This window comes from Devosia sp. FKR38 (assembly GCF_005222805.1).
Classification (GTDB): domain Bacteria; phylum Pseudomonadota; class Alphaproteobacteria; order Rhizobiales; family Devosiaceae; genus Devosia.
In genome coordinates, this window is record NZ_STGC01000005.1 from 1,272,693 (window position 1) to 1,295,964 (window position 23,272).

The 23,272-nt window shown below is 65.6% G+C and carries 23 protein-coding genes; 12 read left to right on the forward strand and 11 right to left on the reverse strand.

Going from position 1 to position 23,272, the window contains the following annotated elements:
- Positions 1–130 precede the first annotated feature (130 nt).
- The 3 genes from purM (at position 131) to E8M79_RS11170 (ending at position 2,809) form a co-directional block, all read left to right on the forward strand.
- A complete protein-coding gene (purM, locus tag E8M79_RS11160; RefSeq protein ID WP_137151973.1) occupies positions 131–1,207 on the forward strand; it encodes a phosphoribosylformylglycinamidine cyclo-ligase in 1,077 nt (358 codons plus the stop codon).
- A complete protein-coding gene (purN, locus tag E8M79_RS11165) occupies positions 1,204–1,791 on the forward strand; it encodes a phosphoribosylglycinamide formyltransferase (protein ID WP_137151974.1) in 588 nt (195 codons plus the stop codon). The genes purM and purN overlap by 4 nt, the downstream gene beginning before the upstream one ends.
- Before the next feature lie 127 nt (positions 1,792–1,918).
- Positions 1,919–2,809, forward strand: coding sequence for a DMT family transporter (locus E8M79_RS11170; RefSeq protein WP_137151975.1), 891 nt, complete (start codon positions 1,919–1,921; stop codon positions 2,807–2,809).
- A gap of 78 nt (positions 2,810–2,887) precedes the next feature.
- Here the strand turns inward: E8M79_RS11170 and gatB are convergent, their stop codons facing one another.
- The 3 genes from gatB to E8M79_RS11185 all read right to left on the reverse strand — a co-directional run bounded on the left by gatB (position 2,888) and on the right by E8M79_RS11185 (position 5,329).
- A complete protein-coding gene (gene gatB / locus E8M79_RS11175; RefSeq protein WP_137151976.1) occupies positions 2,888–4,387 on the reverse strand; it encodes an Asp-tRNA(Asn)/Glu-tRNA(Gln) amidotransferase subunit GatB in 1,500 nt (499 codons plus the stop codon).
- Positions 4,388–4,493: 106 nt separating this feature from the next.
- Positions 4,494–5,003 (reverse strand): GNAT family N-acetyltransferase, encoded by a 510-nt coding sequence (locus E8M79_RS11180; protein WP_137151977.1) that lies wholly within the window; start codon positions 5,001–5,003, stop codon positions 4,494–4,496.
- Between the two features lie 14 nt (positions 5,004–5,017).
- Positions 5,018–5,329 carry a chorismate mutase gene (locus E8M79_RS11185; RefSeq protein WP_137151978.1) on the reverse strand — a complete coding sequence of 104 codons (312 nt, stop codon included), beginning with the start codon at positions 5,327–5,329 and terminating at the stop codon, positions 5,018–5,020.
- A 248-nt stretch (positions 5,330–5,577) separates the two neighbouring features.
- Here E8M79_RS11185 and E8M79_RS11190 point away from each other — a divergent pair, with 248 nt between their 5' ends.
- Positions 5,578–5,835, forward strand: a complete 258-nt coding sequence (locus E8M79_RS11190) for a YjhX family toxin (protein ID WP_137153352.1) — start codon at positions 5,578–5,580, stop codon at positions 5,833–5,835.
- Between the two features lie 49 nt (positions 5,836–5,884).
- Here the strand turns inward: E8M79_RS11190 and E8M79_RS11195 are convergent, their stop codons facing one another.
- From E8M79_RS11195 to E8M79_RS11220, 6 genes are all read right to left on the reverse strand, one after another.
- Positions 5,885–6,202, reverse strand: coding sequence for a hypothetical protein (locus tag E8M79_RS11195; protein WP_137151979.1), 318 nt, complete (start codon positions 6,200–6,202; stop codon positions 5,885–5,887).
- 263 nt (positions 6,203–6,465) lie between these two features.
- The gene (gene gatA, locus E8M79_RS11200; RefSeq protein ID WP_137151980.1) at positions 6,466–7,950 is read right to left on the reverse strand and encodes an Asp-tRNA(Asn)/Glu-tRNA(Gln) amidotransferase subunit GatA; all 1,485 of its coding nucleotides are present in this window, start codon (positions 7,948–7,950) and stop codon (positions 6,466–6,468) included.
- Entirely contained in the window at positions 7,943–8,377 is a 435-nt protein-coding gene (locus tag E8M79_RS11205) for a hypothetical protein (protein WP_137151981.1), read from the reverse strand. The genes gatA and E8M79_RS11205 overlap by 8 nt, the downstream gene beginning before the upstream one ends.
- Positions 8,378–8,403: 26 nt before the next feature.
- The gene (locus E8M79_RS11210) at positions 8,404–8,886 is read right to left on the reverse strand and encodes a GNAT family N-acetyltransferase (protein ID WP_137151982.1); all 483 of its coding nucleotides are present in this window, start codon (positions 8,884–8,886) and stop codon (positions 8,404–8,406) included.
- Entirely contained in the window at positions 8,887–9,174 is a 288-nt protein-coding gene (gene gatC / locus E8M79_RS11215; RefSeq protein ID WP_137151983.1) for an Asp-tRNA(Asn)/Glu-tRNA(Gln) amidotransferase subunit GatC, read from the reverse strand.
- A 111-nt stretch (positions 9,175–9,285) separates the two neighbouring features.
- Complete coding sequence (locus E8M79_RS11220) at positions 9,286–9,819, reverse strand: hypothetical protein (RefSeq protein ID WP_137151984.1); 534 nt, start codon at positions 9,817–9,819, stop codon at positions 9,286–9,288.
- A 72-nt stretch (positions 9,820–9,891) separates the two neighbouring features.
- On the opposite strand from E8M79_RS11220, the gene ruvX reads away from it, so the two are divergent.
- The 5 genes from ruvX (at position 9,892) to dprA (ending at position 14,658) form a co-directional block, all read left to right on the forward strand.
- The gene (ruvX, locus tag E8M79_RS11225) at positions 9,892–10,365 is read left to right on the forward strand and encodes a Holliday junction resolvase RuvX (protein ID WP_137151985.1); all 474 of its coding nucleotides are present in this window, start codon (positions 9,892–9,894) and stop codon (positions 10,363–10,365) included.
- Between the two features lie 122 nt (positions 10,366–10,487).
- Positions 10,488–11,477, forward strand: a complete 990-nt coding sequence (locus tag E8M79_RS11230; protein WP_137151986.1) for an aspartate carbamoyltransferase catalytic subunit — start codon at positions 10,488–10,490, stop codon at positions 11,475–11,477.
- Positions 11,478–11,485: 8 nt separating this feature from the next.
- A complete protein-coding gene (gene pyrC, locus E8M79_RS11235; protein ID WP_137151987.1) occupies positions 11,486–12,781 on the forward strand; it encodes a dihydroorotase in 1,296 nt (431 codons plus the stop codon).
- A gap of 140 nt (positions 12,782–12,921) precedes the next feature.
- Positions 12,922–13,530, forward strand: a complete 609-nt coding sequence (plsY, locus tag E8M79_RS11240; protein ID WP_137151988.1) for a glycerol-3-phosphate 1-O-acyltransferase PlsY — start codon at positions 12,922–12,924, stop codon at positions 13,528–13,530.
- Positions 13,531–13,533: 3 nt separating this feature from the next.
- A complete protein-coding gene (gene dprA, locus E8M79_RS11245; RefSeq protein ID WP_137151989.1) occupies positions 13,534–14,658 on the forward strand; it encodes a DNA-processing protein DprA in 1,125 nt (374 codons plus the stop codon).
- Between the two features lie 67 nt (positions 14,659–14,725).
- Here dprA and E8M79_RS11250 read toward each other — a convergent pair whose 3' ends face one another.
- Positions 14,726–15,757, reverse strand: a complete 1,032-nt coding sequence (locus E8M79_RS11250; RefSeq protein ID WP_137151990.1) for an aldo/keto reductase — start codon at positions 15,755–15,757, stop codon at positions 14,726–14,728.
- Between the two features lie 271 nt (positions 15,758–16,028).
- Here E8M79_RS11250 and topA point away from each other — a divergent pair, with 271 nt between their 5' ends.
- Positions 16,029–18,689, forward strand: coding sequence for a type I DNA topoisomerase (gene topA / locus E8M79_RS11255; RefSeq protein ID WP_137151991.1), 2,661 nt, complete (start codon positions 16,029–16,031; stop codon positions 18,687–18,689).
- Between the two features lie 97 nt (positions 18,690–18,786).
- Entirely contained in the window at positions 18,787–19,494 is a 708-nt protein-coding gene (locus E8M79_RS11260) for a polysaccharide deacetylase family protein (protein ID WP_137151992.1), read from the forward strand.
- Positions 19,495–19,777: 283 nt separating this feature from the next.
- Here the strand turns inward: E8M79_RS11260 and E8M79_RS11265 are convergent, their stop codons facing one another.
- Complete coding sequence (locus E8M79_RS11265) at positions 19,778–20,821, reverse strand: dipeptidase (RefSeq protein WP_137151993.1); 1,044 nt, start codon at positions 20,819–20,821, stop codon at positions 19,778–19,780.
- Between the two features lie 134 nt (positions 20,822–20,955).
- Here E8M79_RS11265 and rnr point away from each other — a divergent pair, with 134 nt between their 5' ends.
- Positions 20,956–23,268: a ribonuclease R gene (rnr, locus tag E8M79_RS11270; protein ID WP_137151994.1), complete on the forward strand. Its 2,313-nt coding sequence runs from the start codon at positions 20,956–20,958 to the stop codon at positions 23,266–23,268.
- The last annotated feature ends 4 nt before the right edge of the window (positions 23,269–23,272 follow it).

Sequence of the window (23,272 nt, forward strand, 5' to 3'; positions counted from 1 at the left end):
CTGGGCAGCCCTTGCGCATGTGGGGTGGAGAAGCTATCAGGCCGCATAGCTTCCGGCTCCGGAATTGGCAACTGCCTTGCTCGACCGGTGTCAGCTTTCCGCACGCTTTCCCCATGATGGTCCGAGGCCCATGTCTGATCCGAAAAACCTGACATCAAATGGTCTGTCATACAAGCAGGCCGGAGTCGACATTGATGCCGGCAATGCGCTGGTCGAAGCCATCAAACCAGCCGTGCGCTCCACGCGCCGCTCGGGCGCCGATGGCGAGATCGGCGGCTTCGGCGGCCTGTTCGACCTCAAGGCGGCCGGCTTCACCGATCCTGTGCTGGTCGCAGCCAATGACGGCGTCGGCACCAAGCTCAAGATCGCCATCGACACCGGCAATCATGCCACCATCGGGCAGGACCTGGTGGCCATGTGCGTCAATGACATCATCGTCCAGGGCGCCGAGCCGCTGTTTTTCCTCGACTACTTCGCCACCGGCAAGCTCGACGTCGCCCAGGGCACGGCCATTGTCACCGGCATTGCCGATGGCTGCCGCCTCGCCGGTTGCGCGCTGATCGGCGGCGAAACCGCCGAGATGCCGGGCATGTATCACGGCAATGACTATGATCTGGCCGGCTTTGCCGTCGGCGCCGCCGAGCGCGGCACCCTGCTGCCCCGCGCCGATATCGCGGCCGGCGACACGCTGGTGGCCATCGCCTCCTCTGGCGTGCATTCCAATGGCTATTCGCTGGTGCGCAAGATCGTTGAGGTCTCGGGCCTGGCCTGGGACGCCGACGCGCCCTTCGCCCCCGGTACGGCGCTCTCGGAAGCCCTCCTCACCCCCACCCGCATCTATGTGAAGCCCCTGCTCGCCGCGCTCAAGGCGGGCCTGGCCATCAAGGCGCTGGCCCATATCACCGGCGGCGGCTTCATCGACAATATTCCGCGCGTGCTGCCCGACCATCTGGCCGCGCATGTGAACCTGTCGGCCATCACGGTACCAAAAGTCTTCGGCTGGCTGTCGCGCATCGGCGGCATCGTCGAGCATGAGATGCTGCGCACCTTCAACTGCGGCGTCGGCATGCTCGTCGCCGTGGCGCCCGAAGACGCCCAGGCCCTGGTCGACCAGCTCAACGCCGCCGGCGAAATCGCCTCCATCGTCGGCCAGCTCACCGATCGCAGCGGCGAACCCGTGACCTTCGAGGGAAGCCTGGCGCTGTGACCCGCAAGCGCGTCGCCATTCTGATCTCTGGCCGCGGCTCCAACATGTCGGCCCTGATCGCGGCCGCCAAGGCGCCGGACTATCCGGCCGAGATCGTCGGCGTGCTCTCCAACCGCGCGGCCGCCGAGGGCCTCACCATCGCCGCCAGCCATGGCATCGCCACCGCCTCGCTGGCCCAGAGCAAGTTCCTCACGCGGGACATGTTCGAAGATGTCATGACGCAGATGCTGGAGAGCTGGGCCGTCGACATCGTCTGCCTCGCTGGCTTCATGCGCATCCTGGGCGATGATTTCGTCAATCACTGGGCCGGCCGGATGATCAACATCCACCCCTCGCTGCTGCCGCTCTACAAGGGCCTGCACACCCATGAACGCGCGCTGGCCGATGGCGCCACCACCCATGGCTGCACCGTCCATTTCGTTACCCCGGGCCTCGACGAAGGCGCCCCGATCCTGCAGGCCGAAGTGCCCGTGCTCGCCGGCGACACGCCCGACACCCTCGCCGCCCGCGTGCTGGTTGAGGAGCACCGCATCTACCCCCAGGCTCTGCGCCTCCTCGCCTCCGGCGCCATCACCGCCCCCTGACAGGCGCCTGCCGCAGCGCGGCAAGCCAATCACCGTCATCACCCGATTTGATCACCCCCATCGTCAAAATCGGTTCGATCTTTGTTCCGCCACCGCGTAGCGTCCGATCCATTCACGGAGAATCGCAATGGCATTACGGGACTGGCTGCTCATCATCTTGATCGGGGCGATCTGGGGCTGTTCGTTCCTGTTCAATGCCGTGCTGATCCGCGAGCTGGGGCCGATCTGGGTCTCCGCCCTGCGCGTCTCCATTGGCGCATTGGGCTGCTGGGCCTATTTCGTCGCCACGCGCCGCAGCCTGCCGCGCGAACCGGTGCGCTATTTCCAGTTCTTCGTGCTGGGCGTGCTCAACTATGCCATCCCCTTTGCCCTGTTCCCCATGGCCGAGCATGATCTGCCCAGTGGCCTGGTCGGCGTCATCAATGCGCTGACCCCGCTGATGACCGTGATGGTCTCCCATGTCTGGCCGGGCGGGGAGAAGGCGACGCTCAACAAGTCCGCCGGCGTTCTGGTCGGCTTTGTCGGCGCGGCGATCCTGGCCTCGCCTTCGCTGGGCGGCGGCTCCTCCAGCCAGCTCTGGGCCATCGCCGCCTGCCTCTTGGCGACGCTCTGCTATGCCTTTACCCTCAATTACGCCCGGCGCCTCAAGGGCATCGACCCCACCACCATCGCCGCTTGTTCGCTCACCGCGGCGGCCATCGTCTCTGCGCCCGTGGCGCTGGCGTTCGAGGGCCTGCCGCAGATCACCCGGCTTGAAACCTGGGGCGCACTGCTCGGCATTGGCCTACTGTCGAGCAGCTTTGCGTTCCTCTTGATGTACCGCATGCTGCCGCGCGTCGGCGCCACCAACTTCTCCATCAACACCTTCATCACCCCCATCTCGGCCATCCTGCTGGGCGTGCTGGTGCTGCATGAGCGCTTCGAGACGGTACACATGATCGGCATGGCGGTGATCTTTGCCGGCCTGCTGCTGCTGGATGGCCGCATCCTCAAACTCGGTCGCCGCCAGCCCGCCTGACGCCTTCCCCTATAGGATGAACGAAAACGGCCAGTGCGTTCACACTGGCCGTCATTCTGTCTGGCGTTGGCTTGCCGCCTATTCGAGGCCGAGCTTTTTCTTCATCAGCTCATTGAGCGCCTGCGGATTGGCCTTGCCGCCCGAGGCCTTCATGGCCTGGCCGACGAACCAGCCCATCATGGTGGGCTTGGCGATGACCTTGGCCACCTGGTCGGGATTGGCGGCGATGATCTCGTCCACGATCGCCTCGATGGCGCCCATGTCGGTCACCTGCTTCATGCCGCGGGCCTCGACGATCTCGGCGGGCACGCCTTCGGGCTCCTCGCTGATGATGATCGCCAGCAGGTCCTTGGCACCCTTGGACGAGATGGTCCCGGCGGCGACGAGGTCGACGATCCCAGCGATCTGCGCCGGCTTGAGATGGGTTTCCCAGATGGCCAGGCCCTGGCTATTGGCAAAGGCCGCCACATCGGCGTTCAGCATATTGGCCACGGCCTTGCCGTCGCGCACGCTGCCACCGAAATTGACCACGGCCTCGAAATAGTCCGCAGTCTCGCGATCCAGCGTCAACACCATGGCGTCATAGGGCGTCACGCCAAAGTCCTTGATGAAGCGCGCGGTCTTCTCGTCCGGCAGCTCCGGCAGATTCTCGGCCAACATGGCCACGAAGGCATCGTCGAATTCGAGCGGCAGCAGATCCGGATCGGGGAAGTAGCGATAGTCCTGCGCATCTTCCTTGGAGCGCATCGAGCGCGTCTCGCCCAGCTTGGGGTCATAGAGCCGGGTTTCCTGCTCCACCACGCCGCCGTCCTCGAGAATATCGATCTGGCGGCGGGCTTCGAATTCAATGGCCTGGCCGGCAAAGCGGATCGAGTTGACGTTCTTGATCTCGCAGCGCGTGCCGAACTCGCCGCCCGGGCGACGCACCGAGACGTTGACGTCGGCGCGCATGGAGCCCTGCTCCATATTGCCGTCGCAGGTGCCCAGGTAGCGCAGGATCGAGCGCAGCTTGGCCAGATACGCCTTGGCCTCGTCCGACGAGCGCATGTCGGGCTTGGAGACGATCTCCATCAGCGCCACGCCGGCGCGGTTGAGATCGACAAAGCTCATGTTCGGGTGCTGGTCATGCAGCAGCTTGCCGGCATCGGTCTCCAGATGCACCCGCTCGATGCCGATCTCGACCTGGTCGCCATTGACGTCGAGCGCCACAACGCCCTCGCCGACGATGGGATCCTTGTACTGGGAGATCTGATAGCCCGGCGGCTGATCGGGATAGAAATAGTTCTTGCGGTCAAACACGCTGCGCTTGTTGATCTTGGCCTTGAGGCCCAACCCGGTGCGCACAGCCTGGCGCACGCATTCCTCATTGATCACGGGCAGCATGCCGGGCATGCCGGCATCCACGAAAGACACGTTGGAATTGGGGGCATTGCCGAACTGCGTGGACGCACCCGAGAACAGCTTGCTCTCGGAGGTCACCTGCGCATGCACTTCCATGCCGATGATCACTTCCCAGTCGCCGGTCGATCCGGCGATAAAGCTCTTGGGGTTGGGCGTGCGCGTGTCGATAAGGGTCAATTGAGACGTCCTGAGGCGAGGCAAAGCGATGCCAAACGCATAGTGCCTGGGGGCTGCGGTTGCAATTGCTTTGCGCAGTCGAGGGCGCAAACAGGCCCTGCCCGGCTCAGTCCTCGTCGATCTCGCCGGTGAAGGGCAGCAGGCGCTTTTCCAGGTGCACGCTCAGAAAGGCCTCATGGGCAGCCTGGCCGTCCTGGCGCAGCGCCAGGATATGATAGCCCTGCTTCTCGTAGAAGCGCACGGCGGGCACATTGTCCGCCGGAGTTTCGAGATACACCCGCGCGGCGCCCTCCAGCTCCATCAGCGATTCCATGCGCCGCAGCAGCATTGAGCCCAGGCCCATGCGCTGCATCTCTGGCGCCACGAAGAGATAGGGAATATAGGCCCGCCGCGCCGCCCGCGAGCACCAGCCCGCTGCCACGCCCGCCACTTCGGCCACGATGATGCGGTTCAGCGTCTCGGCCACCACCTGCCCCAGCCGCGCCTGTTCGCGAGCCTTGAGGCCCGGCTGCGGCGTCATCAGCGGATAGATGCCGCTTTCCCAGGCGCGGTAGGCGATGTCGGCCAGGTGCGGCATATCACCGGTCACCGCCTTGCGTATGCTGACACCTGCCATTGAGACCTCCGGGTCTAGCTGCGTCGCCGTGCGGCGATGATGCCCTTCTCGTAGTTGATGTTCCAGTCGATCAGGGTGCGCCAGACAAGTTCGGCCTGATCTTCGTCAAGATCAAGGGCCAAACTGCGCTCACGGACACGGGCGATCACCGCCTCGATCCGGGTCGGGTCGCGCGCCTCATGCGGATCGGTCTTGATCTCGGCCATGCGCGTCACATAGGCGTGCCGCTCGGCAAACAGGGTCAGCAGGGCCAGATCGATCCGGTCGATCTCGGCGCGCACATCGTCCTTGGTCTGGCAGTCGGCAGGCAGTTTGGCAGCGGTCACAGCACTATCCACTCAATTGGCTCTGTTGCTGGTTTGCACCGACTGCCGCGCGATTTCAACCGCCCGCCTTGCGCAATTCGTCCATGCGGCGCTATCAAACGCGCATGTGTATGCAGTCTGAAACCGCCTGACGCCCCGTCCTACTGCGACGGGGCATTGATGAACCAGCCTGACGCCGCGCGCGATGCCGGCGACGGGCCTTGTTTATCCGCGGCCCTTTTGGGGCCGCCATCAGGCTTCAGACTTTCATGGATATTTCCCGAGACGAACAGCGGGTGCTGCATGCCCTCGCACAGGGCGGCTGCATCGCCCTTATCCGCAACGCAGACGGCAAGGTCACCGGCCTTGAATTCTTCAACCGCGAGGGCTGGCTGAGCAGCGGCTGTACCCTGTTGCTGTTCCGCAAGCTCAAGGCAAAGAAGGCGATCAAATCGTCTGGTGGGCAGCCGTATCGCATCACGCGGCGCGGGCTGGAGCTCGTCCGCAGCGAGTATGACAACCGCTAGCGGCGCATCGTGGCATCGTCATTGCCGGGCTTTGCCCGGCAGTGACAGGCTAGTGCCGCGTGACTTCGCTCAGCGCCGCCGCGATATGTTCCCATTCGCTGGCGACGCTGGCCGTGGCGCGCTTCTTGCCGGCGCGGCGATACCAATAGTCGGCATTGCCCATGTCGGCTTCGATCCAGTGCATCAGCGCATGCACCCAGTCAAAGGCCGCCACGCCCTCCATGGCCTGGACGATCACATGGGCCTGTTCCCACTCAGGGCCGACGCGCAGCCCGCCCTTTTTGAGCCACCACAGCGCCTGCAGCGGCTTGCTCATGTCCTTGGGGGGCTCGGACCAGTCCAGCGTGGTGAAGATATCTGAGGCCATCGGTGAAACCCTTGTCGGCCCGGACGCCGCCCGGGGCGTCGTCGCAACCAATTTCAATTTGTGCATTGGCGCCAAATAAGGCGGATCGGCGGGCGGATCAAGTGGCGAGGTCAACAGACCCTTAACGCGCACATCGATCCGCCTGTGCTTCGCCGTTGCAGGCAAAGCGCCTCTGGAGCCTGTTTCGACCGCTCTATCGTCTCCCTCCCCCTTTGTGGGGAGGGATCAGAGGTGGGGGTGGTCAGCCGTGCAAAAGCGCGGTGTTACCACCAGCGCTTGGGCGAAAAGTCCATGTCCGCGCTCTTTTCGATCACGCGGGCTGCGGCAAACAGCGTCTCTTCGTCAAACGGCTTTCCGATGAGCTGCAGGCCCAGCGGCAGGCCCTTGCCGTCCTTGCCCGCGGGCACGGCAATGCCCGGCAGGCCCGCCATGTTGACCGTGACAGTGAACACGTCCTGCAGATACATCGCCACCGGATCGGCAGCCAGGGTCTCGTCGCCAATGCCAAAGGCCGCCGAGGGCGTCGCCGGGGTCAGGATGGCGTCGACGCCGGCATGGAAGGCGTCCTCGAAATCCTTCTTGATCAGCGTACGCACCTTCTGCGCCTTGACGTAATAGGCGTCAAAGTAACCGGCAGACAGCACGTATGTGCCGATCATGATGCGGCGCTTCACCTCGCGGCCGAAACCGGCGGCGCGGGTGAGCTCATACATGTCGGTGATGTCCTTGCCGCTGACGCGCAGGCCAAACTTGACGCCGTCATAGCGCGCCAGGTTCGACGAGGCCTCGGCCGGCGCCACGATGTAGTAGGCCGGCAGGGCATATTTGGTGTGCGGCAGCGAGATGTCCTTGATCACCGCGCCTTCGGCCTTGAGCCACTCAAGGCCCTGGGTCCACAGCTTTTCGATCTCGCCCGGCATGCCGTCCATACGGTATTCGCGCGGCACGCCAATGGTCAGGCCCTTGACGCCGCGTTCGACGGCCGCCGCGAAATCGGGCACCGCCATATCAACGCTGGTGGAATCCTTGGGATCGAACCCGCTCATGGACGTCATCAGCAGCGCGGCGTCTTCCACCGTGCGGGCGATCGGACCGGCCTGATCGAGCGAGGACGCAAAGGCCACCACGCCCCAGCGCGAGCAACGGCCATAGGTCGGCTTGATGCCCACCGTGCCGGTCAGCGCGGCCGGCTGGCGGATCGAGCCGCCGGTGTCGGTTGCCGTCGCGCCAGCGCAGAGCCAGGCCGCCACGGCCGCAGCCGAGCCACCCGACGAGCCGCCGGGCACCAGATTGGCATTGCTGCCCTCGGCCTTGAACGGGCTGACCACCGGGCCGTAATAGCTGGTCTCGTTGGACGAGCCCATGGCGAATTCGTCCATGTTCAGCTTGCCCAGCATCACCGCGCCGTCGCGCCACAGGTTCGCCGTCACGGTCGATTCATATTCGGGCTTGAAGCCATCCAGGATATGGCTGGCCGCCTGGGTATGGACGCCCTTGGTGCCGAACAGGTCCTTAATGCCCAGCGGAATGCCTTCGAGCGGCCCGGCCTGCCCCTTGGCCAGCCGCGCATCGCTGTCCTTGGCCATGGCCAGGGCCTGTTCGCCCGTCACGGCCACATAGGCATTGAGCGCCGGATTGGCGGCCTCGATCGCGCCAAGATAGGCCCCGGTCAGTTCGCTTGCCGAAAAGCTCTTGTCGGTCAGGCCCTTGCGGGCGGCGGCCAGGCTCAGTTTGGTCAGGTCAGTCAACACGGATCTCGCTCAGATTGTCGCAGCGGGTATAAAGGGTAACGCCGGGATTGCCAGTCAGCTCCGCCGGGTCGGCGGGCGCGGCCATGGCCATCATGGCGTCATAGGTGGAAACCACCTGAAGGGTCTTGGCATCATAGGGGCTGATCGAGAGCGTGTCAGGATAAACCTCGCCCGGTGCCTGGCACACGGCGTCCACGAACAGCATGTTGTTGTTGGGCAGCGTCTTGATGTCGAAGAGGTCGCAGGTGAACTCCATCGACTGGATGCCGTCCTTGAACGACAGCACCAGAAAGTCGGAATCCATGAAGGCGTCGACGCCTTTCTTCTCCAGCGCGTCACAGGCGGCCGGATCGCTCACATAGAGCTTGGACTGGTCGATCGGCAGATCATCCTGCGCCACGACCGCCAGCGGAAAACCGGCCATGCAGATGACACATGCCAGCAACGCCCTCATGCGGTCACCTCAACCTTCAGCGGCAGCTCAAAGAACGCCGACCACTGGCTATCGGGATAATCCAGGAACGGCCCGCGCGGCACAAAGCCGCTGCGCGTATAGAGCCGATGCGCCTCCGGCATATCCGCCGCGGCGCCGGTCTCCAGCATCAGCATGCTCAGCCCCTTGCTGCGCGCCAGCGCCACAATGGCATCCAGCAGCGCCGAGCCCACCCGCTGCCCGCGCACCGCCGGCAGGGTGAACATGCGCTTGACCTCGCCCATGGTCTCCGAATGCACCTTGAGCGCACCAATGCCCAGTGCCTGGCCGCTCTCGTCGCGCGCCACGAACACACTGGTGTCGGCGCCCGCCATCTGTTCGACCGTCAGCTTGAACTGGAACTCGGGCGGCGACAGCGGCAGCAGATGCGCATTGAGCGCCGCAACCAGCGTCCGCACATCGTCCTGCAACGGCGTCTCGATGGCGACGCTGACCGCCATTTATTCGACCACCTTGGGCACCATGAAGAAATTGTCTTCCGCCAGCGGCGCATTGGCGACGATCTGCTCGGGATAGCCGCCGTCGCTCACCACGTCGTCGCGGCGGCGCAGCACCATCGGGCTCACCGAGGTCATCGGTTCAACGCCCGTCACATCCACTTCGCCCAGCTGCTCGATAAAGCCCAGGATGGAGTTGATCTCGGACTGGTAGCCGGCCACCTCATGCTCTTCGATGCGGATACGCGCCAGGCGCCCGATGCGCTTTACAGTGGTGGCGTCGACGGACATGGGTCACTCCAGAAAATACGGCCTGTTGGCGCGTTATTAGCAACGGCCCAGCCAAAAAGACAATGAAAATGGCGGATGCCCGCCATCAGCCCATCTGTTCTGTCGCCGGCCTCAGGCTTCGAGCGCCAGCCCGGCCTCCAACGCCACCAGCCCCGTGCCATCGAGCCCCGCGCGCAGCCCGTCTATGGCCATGTCGACAGCCGATTCGTCGCCGCCCAGCATCACCAGCCGCGGCGCCCGCATGCCGAGCAGCGCCTGCCCCCGCGCCAACAGCCCTGCCCCGTCGCCAAACAGCGCCACCACGGCCGCATCGGCCCAGCGCCCCAGCGCCGGCATCTCGCCCGCCACCAGCAGCAGCGGCGCTTCGCCCATGGCGTCGATCACCAGCGCCCCCGGCCCGGCCGACCAGATCATCATATCGGGCAGGCCCTCGCCCTCATCCAGCAGCCGCACCGGCTTGCGCGGCTTGAACTGGGCGGCGTCGACTGTCTCGAGCCCCGCGCCAAAGTCAGCCACCACCTGATCGGCCCCGGCGACCAGCTCGGCCGCATCGATTCCCGCGGGCGCCCCGGCGGCATCCACCACCACAATGGCCCCGCCAATGTGAATGCGCACCGTCGTGCCGCCAAACCAGGTCAGTTTCATGCCGCGCTTTCCTGTCGCCAAATTGGCCCGCACCCTATAGGACCAAGCCATCATGGCAAGCGAGCCCCCCGCATGACTGACGCCGACTATCCAGAGTTCGCCAATCCGCTGGCCGCCATCCCCCCCAGCGGCCGCATCATGGGGCTGGACCTGGGCACCAAGACCATTGGCGTCGCCGTCTCGGATGGCATGCGCTATTCGGCCACCCCGCTTGAAACCATCAAGCGCACCAAATTCACCGCCGACGCCATCCGGCTCGACCAGCTCATTGCCGAAAACGCTATCGTCGCCATCATTCTGGGCCTGCCGCTCAATATGGATGGCAGCGAAGGCCCGCGCGTGCAGTCCACCCGCGCCTTTGCCCGGAGCCTGGCGCAGCGCATCACCCTGCCGATCGCCTTCTGGGACGAGCGCCTGTCCACCAGCGCGGTCACCCGCATGATGATCGATGCCGACCTGCGCCGCGACCGCCGCGCCGAAGTGGTCGACAAGCTCGCGGCCAGTTACATCCTGCAGGGCGCGCTCGACCGGCTGCGCCCGCGATAGCCCAGCTTCGCGAAGCGATAGCCCGGCTTCGCGAAGCGATAGCTGTATGAAAATCGCGCGCCCCCTTGCCCCTGTGGTCCCCCTCCGCTAGACCGCAGCAAATCGATAGGGAATGGGAGCGCATGGCCCAAGCTCGCGCCAGCACAGCCTCGAATTCGCCCGCCGGCACCTCCGGCGATTATCCCCCGTTCAATCAGCGCCATCTGCTCTCGATTGCCGACCTCAAGCAGCACGAGATCATCGATCTGCTCGATCGCGCCGCGGCCATGGTGCCCATCTCCCGCCAGGAGCGGAAGACGCACCCGACCCTGACGGGCAAGACACAGATCAACCTGTTCTTTGAGCCCTCCACCCGCACCCAGGCCTCGTTCGAGATCGCCGGCAAGCGGCTGGGCGCACTGGTGATGAACATGTCGGTCAAGACCAGCTCGGTCAGTAAGGGCGAAACCCTGGTCGACACCGCCGCTACGCTCAACGCCATGCGCCCCGACGTCATCGTCGTGCGCCATTCGGCCGCCGGCGCCGTGGAACTGCTGAGCCAGAAAGTCGGCTGCTCGGTGATCAACGCCGGCGACGGCGCCCATGAGCATCCCACCCAGGCCCTGCTCGATGCCCTGACCATCCGCAATCACAAGGGCCGCATTGCCGGGCTCACCGTCGCCATCTGCGGCGACATCGGCAATTCCCGTGTCGTGCGCTCAAACCTGCTGCTGCTCGGCGCGCTCAACGTGCGCACCCGCGTCATCGCCCCGCGCAATCTGTTGCCCGCCGGCATTGAGAACCTCGCGACCGAAGTCTTCACCGACATGCGCGAGGGCCTCAAGGACGCCGACGTGGTCATGATGCTGCGCCTGCAGCACGAGCGCGCCAATGGCCGCATGATCCCCTCGATCCGCGAATACTACCACTTCTATGGCCTGGACGCCGAAAAGCTCAGCTATGCCAAGCCGGACGCCATCGTCATGCACCCCGGCCCGATGAACCGCGGCGTCGAGATCGACCCCGCCATCGCCGACGGCCCCGCTTCGGTCATTACCGATCAGGTGGAAATGGGCGTCGCCGTGCGCATGGCCGTGCTCGATGCGCTGCTGCCGGCGAGAAACGAGCCATGAGCGCCGCCATGACCACCACCGCCACGCTGATCGAAAACGCCCGCATCCTCGATCCCGCCACCGGCACCGATCATCTGGGCGCCGTGCTGATCGAAAACGGCATCATCGCCGAAATCGCCATCGGCAAGCCCATCGGCGTGCCCGACCATGTCGAGGTCATCAATGCACGCGGCCTGGCGCTGGCGCCCGGCCTGATCGATATGCGGGTCTTCACCGGCGAACCCGGCAAGGAATATCGCGAAACCCTGGCCTCGGCCGGCGAGGCTGCCGCTGCCGGAGGCGTCACCAGCTTCGTCATGATGCCCGACACCACCCCGGTGGTGGACGATGGCGCCCTCGTCGATTTCCTCATCCGCCGCGCCAAGGCGACGTCCAAGGTCAATGTGCTGCCCGCCGGCGCCATCACCAAGGGCCTCGGTGGCAAGGAGATCACCGAATTTGGCCTCTTGCGCGAGGCCGGCGTCGTCTGCCTCACCGATGGCCGCCACGCCATCCAGTCGACGAGCCTCCTCCGCACCGCCATGAGCTATGCCGCCAATTACGGCATGACCTTCGTGCATCACCTGCGCGATGCCGAGCTGGCCGGCGACGGCGTGATGAACGAGGGGCTGTTTGCCACCATCCTGGGCCTGCGCGGCCAGCCGCGCGAAGTCGAGACCATTCCCCTGGCCCGTGACCTGCAACTGGCCGCTCTCACCGGCGTCAAATACCACGCCGCCCAGATCTCCTGCGCCGGCTCGGTTGATCTCCTGGCTGCGGCCAAGAAACGTAACAAGTCTGTTACGGCAGGGGTTTCCATCAATAACCTCGCGCTCAACGAGAACGACGTCGGCCGTTACCGCACCTTCTTCAAGCTCTCCACGCCCCTGCGCAGCGAGGATGATCGCCAGGCGGTCATCGAGGGCCTGCGCAACGGCACCATCGACACCATCCATTCCGACCACGATCCGCAGGACACCGAGGTCAAGCGCCAGCCCTTTGCCGAGGCCTCCGACGGCGCCATTGGCCTTGAAACCCTGCTGCCCGCCGCTCTTCGCCTCGTCCATTCCGGTGATGTCGACCTGCTCACCGTGCTGCGCGCCATGACCAGCCGGCCCGCCGAAATCCTCGGCCTGGCCTCCGGCCGCATCGCCGTGGGCGCCCCGGCCGACCTGATCCTCATTGATCTCGACTACCCCTGGCAGGTCGACGTGCGTCAGCTCCGCTCGCGCTCGCGCAACACCTGCTTTGAAGGCGCCCGCCTCGCCGGCAAGGTCATCCGCACCATCGTCGGCGGCGCCACGGTGTTCCAGCATATCGACTGAGACTGACCCTCACCCGGCCCCTCTGAAATGGGGCGCCGGGTGAGGCCAGGCCAAACCCGCCTCTCCCTGTCCCGCCTGCCCCCTTGCCGCCACCGGCCCGCGCGGGGTATTTCTGCCCTTAGGCCCGCAAAGGAATCCCCATGTCCCCTGCCGTTCTTTCCCTGCTCTACGCGCTCGTGCTGGGCTATCTGTTCGGCTCCATTCCCTTTGGCCTGCTGCTCACCCGCGCTGCGGGCCTGGGCGATATCCGCGCCATCGGCTCGGGCAATATCGGCGCCACCAATGTGCTGCGCACCGGCAACCGCGGACTGGCTGCGGCCACCCTGGTGCTCGATGCCGCCAAGGCCGCCCTGCCCGTGCTGATTGCCCGCAGCCTCTGGGGTGACGATGCCGCCATGCTGGCCGCCATCGGCGCCTTCCTTGGCCACTGCTTCCCGGTCTGGCTGGGCTTCAAGGGCGGCAAGGGCGTCGCCGTGATGATCGGTTCGCTCCTGGCGCTGAGCTGGCCGGTGGGCCTGATTTTCTGCGCCGTCTGGCTGCTGATTGCCGTTGCCCGCAAATTTTCCTCGCTGGCCGCGCTCACCGCCACCGCCACCGCGCCGATCTTTGCCTATGTCGTGGTCAGCGAACGCCTCGCTGGCGCCGTGGCGCTCATGGCCCTGCTGCTGTTCTTCCAGCACCGCGAAAACATCCTGCGTCTGATCAAGGGCACCGAACCCCGGATCGGCGGCAGCAAGAAGGCGTCCTGACCCTTGCGGCGGGCGCCGGGTGACAAGGGCCTCAGCCCTGCCCAGCGTCTCACCTGGCTGCGGCTGATCCGCACCGAAAACGTCGGCCCCGCCACCTTCCGCCAACTGCTCAACCGCTTCGGCACCGCCGAAGCGGCGCTGGACGCCCTGCCCGACATTGCCCGCCGCTCCGGTCGCCCGGTTCGTGTTCCCAGCCTCGCCGAGGCCGAGGATGAACTGGCCGGGCTCAGCCGCTATGGCGCGCGCCTCGTCACCAGCGCCGACCCCGACTATCCGCCGCTGCTCACTTTTATCGCTGCCGCCCCGCCGGTGTTGACCATCGCCGGCGGCGACAACCGCGACTGGCAGCGCACCGTGGGCCTGGTCGGCGCCCGCAATGCCTCCTCGGCCGGTATCAAGATGACCCGCCTCCTGGCCGGCGATCTCGGCGCGGCCGGCTATACCGTCATCTCCGGCCTCGCCCGCGGCATTGATGCCGCCGCCCACAAGGCCAGCCTCGACACCGGCACCATCGCCGTCCTCGCCGGCGGGCTCGATCACATCTATCCCGCCGAAAACATCCCGCTGGCCCATGCGATTCTCGATGCCGGCGGCGCCTTGCTCACCGAAATGCCGCTCGGCTGGGAGCCGCGCGCCCGCGACTTTCCGCGCCGCAATCGGCTGGTATCGGGTCTGTCACTGGGCATTGTCGTCGTCGAGGCCGCCCAGCGCAGCGGCTCGCTGATCACGGCGCGCCTGGCGCTGGAGCAGGATCGCGACGTCTTTGCCGTCCCCGGCTCGCCGCTCGACCCCCGCGCCGAAGGCGGCAATGCCCTGATCAAGCAGGGCGCCCATCTGGTCACCTCGGCCGCCGATATCATCGCCGTACTTGGCACCGCTGATCCCGCGCGCACCGCTCTGTTTGACCACGACTGGACGCCGGCCCTCACGCCCGAGCTGCCGCCGCCCTCGCCAGACGACAAGTCCCAGCTTCTCGTCGCCCTCAGCGCCACGCCGGTCGCGGTGGACGATCTGGTCGCCCAATCCGGCCTGCCCGCCGCCAGTGTGCAAATGCTGCTGCTCGAACTCGACCTGGCCGGCCAGATCGAATGGTCCAGCGGCCAACTGGTCGCACTGCGCTACAGCTGACCGGTCCCTCTCTTGGCCGCCCCCTTCAGGGGGAGGTCGGGTGGGGGGCGAGCCCCCACCCCAGGGCTTACCGCCCGCCGCCGATATTGCGGTTGCGCTGGCCGATGCCGCCCTCGCCATAGGGATAGTCGCTCATCTCCGGCTTGCTGACGGCGCCCAGTGCCGCCAGTTCTTCCGGCGTCAGCACCAGCCCGGCGGCACCCAGATTGTCCTTGAGCTGATCGGTCGTGCGCGCGCCCAGGATCACCGAGGTCACAGCCGGCTGTGCCGCCACCCAGGCCAGCGCCACCTGGGCCATGCTGGCGCCGCGCGCCTTGGCCAGGTCTTCCACCGCCCCGATCACCTCCCAGGTGCGCAGGTCGCTGTTGCGCTTTTCAAAGGCCTCCATGCCCCGCTTGGGGTTTTCGCCAAGCCGCGTGGCCCCAGTCGGCATCTGGTCGCGCTTGTATTTCCCGCTCAGCCAGCCGCCGCCCAGCGGCGACCAGGGCAGCAGGCCAATGCCCGCATCCTGCGCCGCCGGCACGATCTCGTGCTCGATATCACGGACCAGGAGGTTATATTGCGGCTGCAGCGTCACCGGCGCGGCGAAACCGGCCATCTTTGCTGTCCAGACCGCCTTGGTCATCTGCCAGCCCAGGAAGTTGGAAAAGCCATAATAGGCAATCTTGCCGTTACGGATGGCATCGTCGAGGAAGCGCAGCGTCTCCTCGATCGGCGTCAGCGCGTCCCAGGCGTGCATCTGGTAGAGGTCGATATGCTCGACGCCCAGGCGCTTGAGCGAAGCGTCCAGCGCCTCGTTGAGGTTCTTGCGCGACAGGCCCAGGTGATTGGGCCCCGGCCCCATGGGAAAGCGCCCCTTGGTGGTGATCACCAGATCGCGCAGGATCCCCGGCTTGCTCTTGAGCCAGCGCCCGACGATCTCCTCGGAGACCCCGGCACTATAGACATTGGCCGTATCGATGAAATTGCCGCCCGCCGCCACATAGGCGTCCATCAGCGCAAAGGACGTGGCCTCGTCCGATTCCGCGCCAAAGGTCATGGTGCCCAGGCAATAGTTCGAAACCACGGTGCCGCTGTTACCCAGCCTGCGATAGTCCATAGCAATCATCTCCTCATGATCGACCCGACAGGCAATCGGCGTCCTCGCCAGGGAGCGCGGGACAGATTGGGCGCGATTGCACTGTGAATGGGTGGGGCGCAGAACCGCGCCGAAACCAAGTCTGCACCCGTCCCATCTTGTATGCAAGTTTTCTCTCCCCTTCGGGGAGGGCCTGCGGCATGGACGCCGTGCTCGGGGAGGCCGTTGACACTTTGTTCCGGCTTCACCATGTTGCGCCACTTCCTACAGAGCGCTTGCGGACAGGTATTCCATGAAGGTCGTCGTCGTTGAAAGTCCGGCTAAAGCCAAGACAATCAACAAATATCTGGGTTCGGGCTATGAAGTCCTGGCCTCCTTCGGCCATGTCCGCGATTTGCCGGCCAAGGATGGCTCGGTGCGTCCCGACGAGGACTTCGCCATGTCCTGGGATGTCGACACCGCCTCCAAGAAGCGCATTGCCGACATTGCCGCCGCCCTCAAGGGCGCTGACGAACTGATCCTGGCAACTGACCCTGACCGCGAAGGCGAGGCCATTTCCTGGCACGTGCTCGATGTGCTGCGCCAGAAAAAGGCCATCAAGAAGGACATGGTCGTGCGCCGGGTCCTGTTCAACGCCATTACCAAGGACGCCATTCTGGCGGCCATGCAGGTGCCGCGCGAAATCGACATGCCGCTGGTCGATGCCTATCTGGCCCGCCGCGCCCTCGATTATCTCGTCGGCTTCACCCTCTCGCCCATCCTCTGGCGCAAGCTGCCCGGCTCCCGCTCGGCCGGCCGCGTGCAGTCGGTGGCGCTGCGCCTGGTGTCGGACCGCGAATCCGAGATCGAAAAATTCAAGCCCGACGAATATTGGTCGGTCGAGGCCAAGCTCGCCCAGTCGGGCAAGAGCTTCCTGGCCCGTCTGCTCTCGGTGGATGGCAAGAAGACCGACAAGCTGGCGATTCGGACCGGCGAGAATGCCGCTGAGCTGAAAAAGCTCATCGAAGCCGGCCAGTTCAACGTCTCGGCCGTCGAGAAAAAGCCCACCAAGCGCAATCCCTATGCGCCCTTCACCACCTCGAGCCTGCAGCAGGACGCCTCCTCGCGCCTGGGCCTTTCGCCCAACCGCACCATGCAGATCGCCCAGCGCCTCTACGAAGACGGCCTGATCACCTATATGCGAACCGACGCCGTGCAGATGGCCCCCGAGGGCATTGCCATGGCCCGCTCGGTGATCGGCAAATATTTCGGCGAGGAATATCTCCCCGAAAAGGCCCGCATCTATCAGACCAAGGCCAAGAACGCCCAGGAAGCGCACGAGGCCATCCGCCCCACCGACATGTTCAAGCGTCCCGAGCAGCTCAGCATCGATGCCGACCAGGCCAAGCTCTATGGCCTGATCTGGCGCCGGACCCTGGCCAGCCAGATGCGCTCGGCCGAGATCGACCGCACCACGGTCGACATCGCCGTCAACGTGCCCGGCCGCGCTGTCGAACTGCGCGCCATCGGCTCGGTCGTCACCTTCCCCGGCTTTCTCAAGCTCTATGGCGTCGAGGCCAAGTCCGACGAACCCGATGACGAGGATGAGGACACCCGCGAACTGCCGCCGCTGGCCGTGGGCGACAAGCCCGCGCTCGAAGCGGTCGACATCGAGCAGCATTTCACCCAGCCGCCCAGCCGCTATACCGAGGCGAGCCTGATCAAGAAGATGGAAGAGCTCGGCATCGGCCGGCCCTCCACCTATGCGGCCACGCTCACCACGCTCAAGGACCGCGACTATGTCCGGCTCGAGGGCAAGGCGCTGCATCCCGAGGATCGCGGCCGCATCGTCACGGCGTTCCTCGAAAACTTCTTCACCCGCTATGTCGAATATGGCTTCACGGCGGGCCTCGAAGAACAGCTCGACGAGATCTCGGCCGGCACGCTCGACTACAAGCAGGTGCTGCGCGATTTCTGGAAGGATTTCACCGCCGCCACCACCGAGATCAAGGATCTGCGCGTCTCCGAGGTGCTCGATACCCTCAACGACGCCCTGGCTAGCCGCATCTTCCCGCCCAAGGAAGATGGCTCCGATCCGCGCCGCTGCCCCACCTGCGGCACCGGCCAGCTCTCGCTCAAGCTGGGCAAGTTCGGCGCCTTCATCGGCTGCTCGAACTATCCCGAATGCAAGCACACCATGCAGCTCTCGGACGCCGCCTCCGGCCAATCCTCGGAAGCGGCAGCCGGCGACGGCGTGCTCGGCACTGATCCGGAATCGGGCGACGAGGTCTTCCTCAAGACCGGGCGCTTTGGCCCCTATGTCCAGCTCGGCGACGGCAAGGAAGCCAAGCGCAGCTCCATCCCCAAGGGCTGGGAAGCCGCGTCCCTGACGCTGGAATCAGCGCTCAAGCTGCTGTCGCTGCCGCGCGAAGTGGGTCTGCATCCTGAAACCGGCCTGCCCATTTCCTCGGGCCTGGGCCGCTATGGTCCCTTCATCCTGCACGATGGCAAATATGCCAACCTGCCCGATGTCGAGGAGGTCTTTACCGTCGGCCTCAACCGCGCGGTGGACCTGCTGGCGCAAAAGGCCGCTGGCGGCTTCAAGCGCGGCGGCGGCACCGCCGTGGCCGCCATCCAGACCTTCGAGCACGACAATGGCCCCATCACCGTGCGGGCCGGCCGCTATGGTCCCTATGTCAACCAGGGCAAGATCAACGCGACCATCCCCAAGGATATCCAGCCCGAGGCCGTGACGCTCGACCAGGCCGTCGCCTGGATTGCCGCCCGCGCCGAAGCGACCGGCGCCAAGGTCAAGAAGGCCCCCGCCAAAAAGGCTGCCGCCAAAAAGCCCGCTGCAAAGACGGCGGCGGCCAAGACCACGGCCGCCAAGAAGCCCGCAGCAGCCAAAAAGCCCGCTGCGGCCAAAAAGCCCGCCACCAAGAAAATCGTCGCCGACGAAGACGTGCCCTTCTAGGCGGCCAGAACCTCAGGCAGCGCCCCTGGCGCTGCCGCCAAAATTCCCCTTGCCCGCTGCAAAAAACGCGATAAGCCTCCGCTTGGGGGAGGCTCACATGCGTCGATTTCTCATCACCGGTCTGGCCGTGCTGGCCAGCACTCTGGCCGCCTCGGCCGACAAGCTGCTTGAGCCGGCGCTCACCGTGCCGCCCTCGCAGGGCGATCACCCCCGCGTCGCGCTGACGCTGGATGCCTGCATGGGCGACATCGACCATCGCATTCTCGACGTGCTGGTGTCCGAGGCCATCCCCACCACCATTTTTGCCACCGCGCGCTGGCTCAACCACAATCCTGAGACCATCGCCGTGCTGGCGGCGCATCCCGAGCTCTTCGACATCCAGGATCACGGCCGCAACCACGTGCCCGCCGTCACGGGCAGCGAAAAGCCCTATGGCATCACCCCGGCCGGCACGCTGGCCGCCGTCGATGACGAAGTGCTGGGCGGCGCCGAGGCGATCCTGGCCAATTTTGGCCGCCAGCCCACCTGGTTCCGCGGCGCCACCGCGCTCTATACGCCCGACGCCATCGCCGAAATCGAACATCTGGGCTATCGCGTCGCCGGCTTCTCGCTCAATGCCGATTTCGGCGCTTCGGCCTCGGCTGAAACCGCCCAGAGCCGCATCGCCTCGGCCAAGGATGGCGATGTCATCATCGCCCATATCAACCAGCCCGGCCGCCCCGCCGGCGCCGGCATCGCCAAGGGCCTGCTTGAGCTGCACGCTAAGGGCTACGAGTTTGTCCGCCTGGGCGATCTCGCGCCCTGAGCGCAGGCCCGCCCCACGCCCACCGTCAATGCCCGGCTCGTCCGGGCAATCCACATCCGGACCATCACATTGGATCACCCGGACAAGCCGGGTGATTACGACCGCGGGGGAAGAGGTTCCATCGTCTCCCTCCCCCTTGAGGGGAGGGATAAAGGGTGGGGGTCGATGGGACGGGGCACTTGTGCCTCAGGCAGCGCCAGAGACAATCTCCTCCGCCCCATACCCCGTCAATGCCCGGCTCGTCCGGGCAATCCACCCCGAACGACCCGCTCCGCGCAAAACCCTAACCGATGGCGCGCTCGATCATGCTCAGCCAATTGCCATAGGCGATCTTGCTGACCAGCGCTTCGCCATAACCCTTGTCGAGCAAGGCCTGCAGCAGCTTGGGCACGCCCGTGACGTCCTTCATCGGCGCGGGCAGCATGGCCCCGTCGAAATCGCTGCCCAGCGCCACGCCGTCCTCGCCGAGTGCTTCGAGCAGCGCATCGACATGGCGCACGATGACCTCCATCTCGGTGTCAGCGCGCCATTGTCCGTCCGGCCGCAGGAACCCCGTGGCATAATTGACGCCCACGATCCCACGGCTTTCGGCAATCGCCTTGAGCTGCCAGTCCACCAGATTGCGCGAGCTGGCGCAGATGGCATGCACATTGGAGTGCGTTGCCACCAGCGGCTTGTCGCTCACCGCGGCCACATCGCGGAAGCCGGCGGCATTGATATGGCTGAGATCGATCATGATCCCCCGCGCATTGCATTCGCGCACCAGCGCCTTGCCGGCCTCGCTCAGTCCCGGCCCTGTTTCGGCGTCCGAGGGGAAGCGGAACGGCACGCCGGTGGCAAAGGCGTTGGCCCGGCTCCACACCAGCCCGATTGAGCGCAGCCCGGCGGCATAGAGCACCTCCAGGGCGTTGAAATCGGTGTCGATGGCCTCGGCCCCCTCGATATGCATCACCGCCGCCAGCGCGCCCCGGCCATTGGCCGCGCGCACCTCGGCCGCCGTGCGGCACACAGCCAGCGCGCCGACCCGCTCCAGCCGCAGCAGAATGGCGCTCATACCGAAGGTCGACTGCTGTGCATCAGCCACCGCCAGCTCGGGCGGCAGCACGCCTTCGCTGTAGTTGGGTGCAGCCACCACGGCATCGAGCTTGACCTTGAGCGGCGGCGGAAACATCGCGAAGAACCCGCCCGCCATGCCGGCCGCCTTGGCCCGCGGCAGATCGATATCGGCCTTGGGCAGGCCCTCGACAAACAGCGCCGTCCGATCCCCCTCGGCCTCCAGCAGCTTGAGCAGGGTGTCGTTGTGGCCGTCAAAAAAGGGAATGGTCATCGGGAATCGCTTTCAACGCTGAAGCCCCGATACAACGCCCTCACCGCGACCATCTCAAGGCCTGCGCCGAGCGCCGATTTGGCAAAACCCCGCCAATCGCCTACATAGATCCTGCCCTCCATTGAAATTGATTTATGCCCAAGCCCCCTACCAGCAAGACGCCGACCCGCAAGCCGAGCCCCAAGCCCAGGAACACCTCCGGCCCCCGCCGCGTCACTGCGCCCCGCGCCGATGCGCTGCCCAGCCGCGAGCAATTGCTGGCTGCGCTCGCCGAGCAGACCGACATCAAGGGCAAGCGCGATCTGGCCAAGGTCTTCGGCATTCGCGGCGATATGCGCCGCCCCTTCAAGGCCATGCTGGCCGAGCTCGAGGGCGAGGGCGTCATCACCCGGACCCGCAAGGCCCTGCGCCGCACCGCCGCCCTGCCCCATGTCACCGTGCTCGACATCCCCGCCGATGCCGACCCCGAGGACATGCACGCCTTCCCCGCCCAATGGAACGATGAGGAAGGCGAAAAGCCCCGCGTGGCCGTGCTCACCGGCCGCGATGCCCGCGTCGCACCGGCCCCGGGCGACCGCATTCTGGCCCGGATCGACGCCGGCGACGGCGAACTGCCGGTCTATACCGCCAAGGCGATGAAGATCCTCGACAAGCCGCGCCGCGGCCAGATCGGCATCGTGCGCATGGACGATGATGGCGCCCGCCTCATTCCGGTCGATCGCAAGAACAAGGAAATGCGCATCCCGCTGGGCGATCTGCTCACCGCCGCCGATGGCGACCTCGTCGAAGTCGAGGTCAAACTGTCCGGCCGGTTGATGATCCCACGCGCCAAGGTGATCGCCGTCATCGGCAATCCCATGAGCGAAGGCGCGGTCAGCCTGATCGCCATCCATAATTTGGAAATCCCCTTCCGCTTCCCGCAGTCCGTGCTGCGCGAGGCCGAAGAGGCCAAGGAAGCCACGCTCAAGGGCCGTGAGGATTGGCGCGATCTGCCGCTGATCACCATCGACCCCTTCGACGCCAAGGATCACGACGACGCCGTGCATGCCGTGGCCGACAGTGATCCCGCCAATTCCGGCGGCCATATCGTCACCGTCGCCATTGCTGACGTCGCCGCCTATGTCACCCCCGGCACCGCGCTCGACCGCGAGGCCTATTTGCGCGGCAATTCGGTCTATTTCCCCGATCGCGTCGTGCCCATGCTGCCCGAGCGCATCTCCAATGAACTGTGCTCGCTCAAGCAGGGTGAACCCCGCGCCGCCCTGGCCGTGCGCATGATCTTTGGCGCCGATGGCAAGAAGCGCAGCCACAGCTTCCACCGTGTACTGATGCGCTCGGCCGCCAAGCTCAGCTACCAGCAGGCCCAGGCCGCTATCGACGGCAATGCCGACGATCAGACCGGCCCGCTGCTCGGCCCCATCCTGCGCCCGCTCTATGCAGCCTATGACACAATGGCCAAAGCGCGCGATCAGCGCGGCCCGCTCGATCTCGACCTGCCCGAGCGCAAGATCGTCCTGGACGACGCTGGGCTGGTCAAGGACATCCGCATCCCCGAGCGGCTCGATGCCCATCGCCTGATCGAGGAAATGATGATCGCGGCCAATGTCGCGGCCGCCGAAACCCTCGAACAGCACCGCTCGGCCCTGCTCTATCGCACCCATGACGAGCCCTCGTCCGAAAAGCTCCAGGCCCTGCGCGACTTCCTTGGCTCGCTTGATCTGGCCATCAAGAAGTCCGACAGCGTGCGCGCCAGCGATTTCAACGGCATCCTCGCCCAGGCCCGCAAGGCCGGCAATGTCGAGCAGGTCAGCGAAATGGTGCTGCGCAGCCAGGCCCAGGCCGAATACAGCGCCGAGAACTATGGCCATTTCGGTCTCAATCTCGACCGCTACGCGCATTTCACCTCGCCCATCCGCCGCTATGCCGATCTCATCGTGCACCGTGCGCTGATCGCTGCCCTCCGCCTGGGCGACGATGGCCTGAGTGAAAACGAAGCCATCCGCCTGCCCGGCATTGCCCAGCACATCTCGGCCACCGAACGCCGCGCCATGAATGCCGAGCGCGAGACCGCCGATCGCCTGCTGGCGCAGTTCCTTGCCACAAAGATCGGCGCGCGCTTTGAGGGCCGCATTGCCGGCGTCACCCGCTCGGGCCTGTTCGTGCGCCTGCTCGAAACCGGCGCCGATGGCTTCATCCCGGCCTCCACCCTGGGCCAGGACTATTATCGCTATGTTGAGGAGCGCCAGGCCATGATCGGCGAGCGCACGGGCGAGAAATTTGCCCTGGGCGATCGCGTCACCGTGCGGTTACTCGAAGCCGCCCCGGTGGCCGGCGCCTTGCGCTTTGAACTGCTGTCGGAAGGCGCACGCGTCAATCCGTCATCTGTTCGTCGTGACAAGAAACGCCCATCTAGGTCCTTCGGGCCCAAGGGCCGCTCAAAGAGGTAGGACA

Coding starts and splice junctions, on each gene's coding strand:
- purM (WP_137151973.1), top strand. CDS start 131: ATGTCTGATCCGAAAAACCTGACATCAAATGGTCTGTCATACAAGCAG.
- E8M79_RS11170 (WP_137151975.1), top strand. CDS start 1,919: ATGGCATTACGGGACTGGCTGCTCATCATCTTGATCGGGGCGATCTGG.
- E8M79_RS11180 (WP_137151977.1), bottom strand. CDS start 5,003: ATGGCAGGTGTCAGCATACGCAAGGCGGTGACCGGTGATATGCCGCAC.
- E8M79_RS11190 (WP_137153352.1), top strand. CDS start 5,578: ATGGATATTTCCCGAGACGAACAGCGGGTGCTGCATGCCCTCGCACAG.
- E8M79_RS11195 (WP_137151979.1), bottom strand. CDS start 6,202: ATGGCCTCAGATATCTTCACCACGCTGGACTGGTCCGAGCCCCCCAAG.
- E8M79_RS11205 (WP_137151981.1), bottom strand. CDS start 8,377: ATGGCCGGTTTTCCGCTGGCGGTCGTGGCGCAGGATGATCTGCCGATC.
- E8M79_RS11210 (WP_137151982.1), bottom strand. CDS start 8,886: ATGGCGGTCAGCGTCGCCATCGAGACGCCGTTGCAGGACGATGTGCGG.
- gatC (WP_137151983.1), bottom strand. CDS start 9,174: ATGTCCGTCGACGCCACCACTGTAAAGCGCATCGGGCGCCTGGCGCGT.
- E8M79_RS11220 (WP_137151984.1), bottom strand. CDS start 9,819: ATGAAACTGACCTGGTTTGGCGGCACGACGGTGCGCATTCACATTGGC.
- ruvX (WP_137151985.1), top strand. CDS start 9,892: ATGACTGACGCCGACTATCCAGAGTTCGCCAATCCGCTGGCCGCCATC.
- E8M79_RS11230 (WP_137151986.1), top strand. CDS start 10,488: ATGGCCCAAGCTCGCGCCAGCACAGCCTCGAATTCGCCCGCCGGCACC.
- pyrC (WP_137151987.1), top strand. CDS start 11,486: ATGACCACCACCGCCACGCTGATCGAAAACGCCCGCATCCTCGATCCC.
- plsY (WP_137151988.1), top strand. CDS start 12,922: ATGTCCCCTGCCGTTCTTTCCCTGCTCTACGCGCTCGTGCTGGGCTAT.
- E8M79_RS11250 (WP_137151990.1), bottom strand. CDS start 15,757: ATGGACTATCGCAGGCTGGGTAACAGCGGCACCGTGGTTTCGAACTAT.
- topA (WP_137151991.1), top strand. CDS start 16,029: ATGAAGGTCGTCGTCGTTGAAAGTCCGGCTAAAGCCAAGACAATCAAC.
- E8M79_RS11260 (WP_137151992.1), top strand. CDS start 18,787: ATGCGTCGATTTCTCATCACCGGTCTGGCCGTGCTGGCCAGCACTCTG.
- E8M79_RS11265 (WP_137151993.1), bottom strand. CDS start 20,821: ATGACCATTCCCTTTTTTGACGGCCACAACGACACCCTGCTCAAGCTG.
- rnr (WP_137151994.1), top strand. CDS start 20,956: ATGCCCAAGCCCCCTACCAGCAAGACGCCGACCCGCAAGCCGAGCCCC.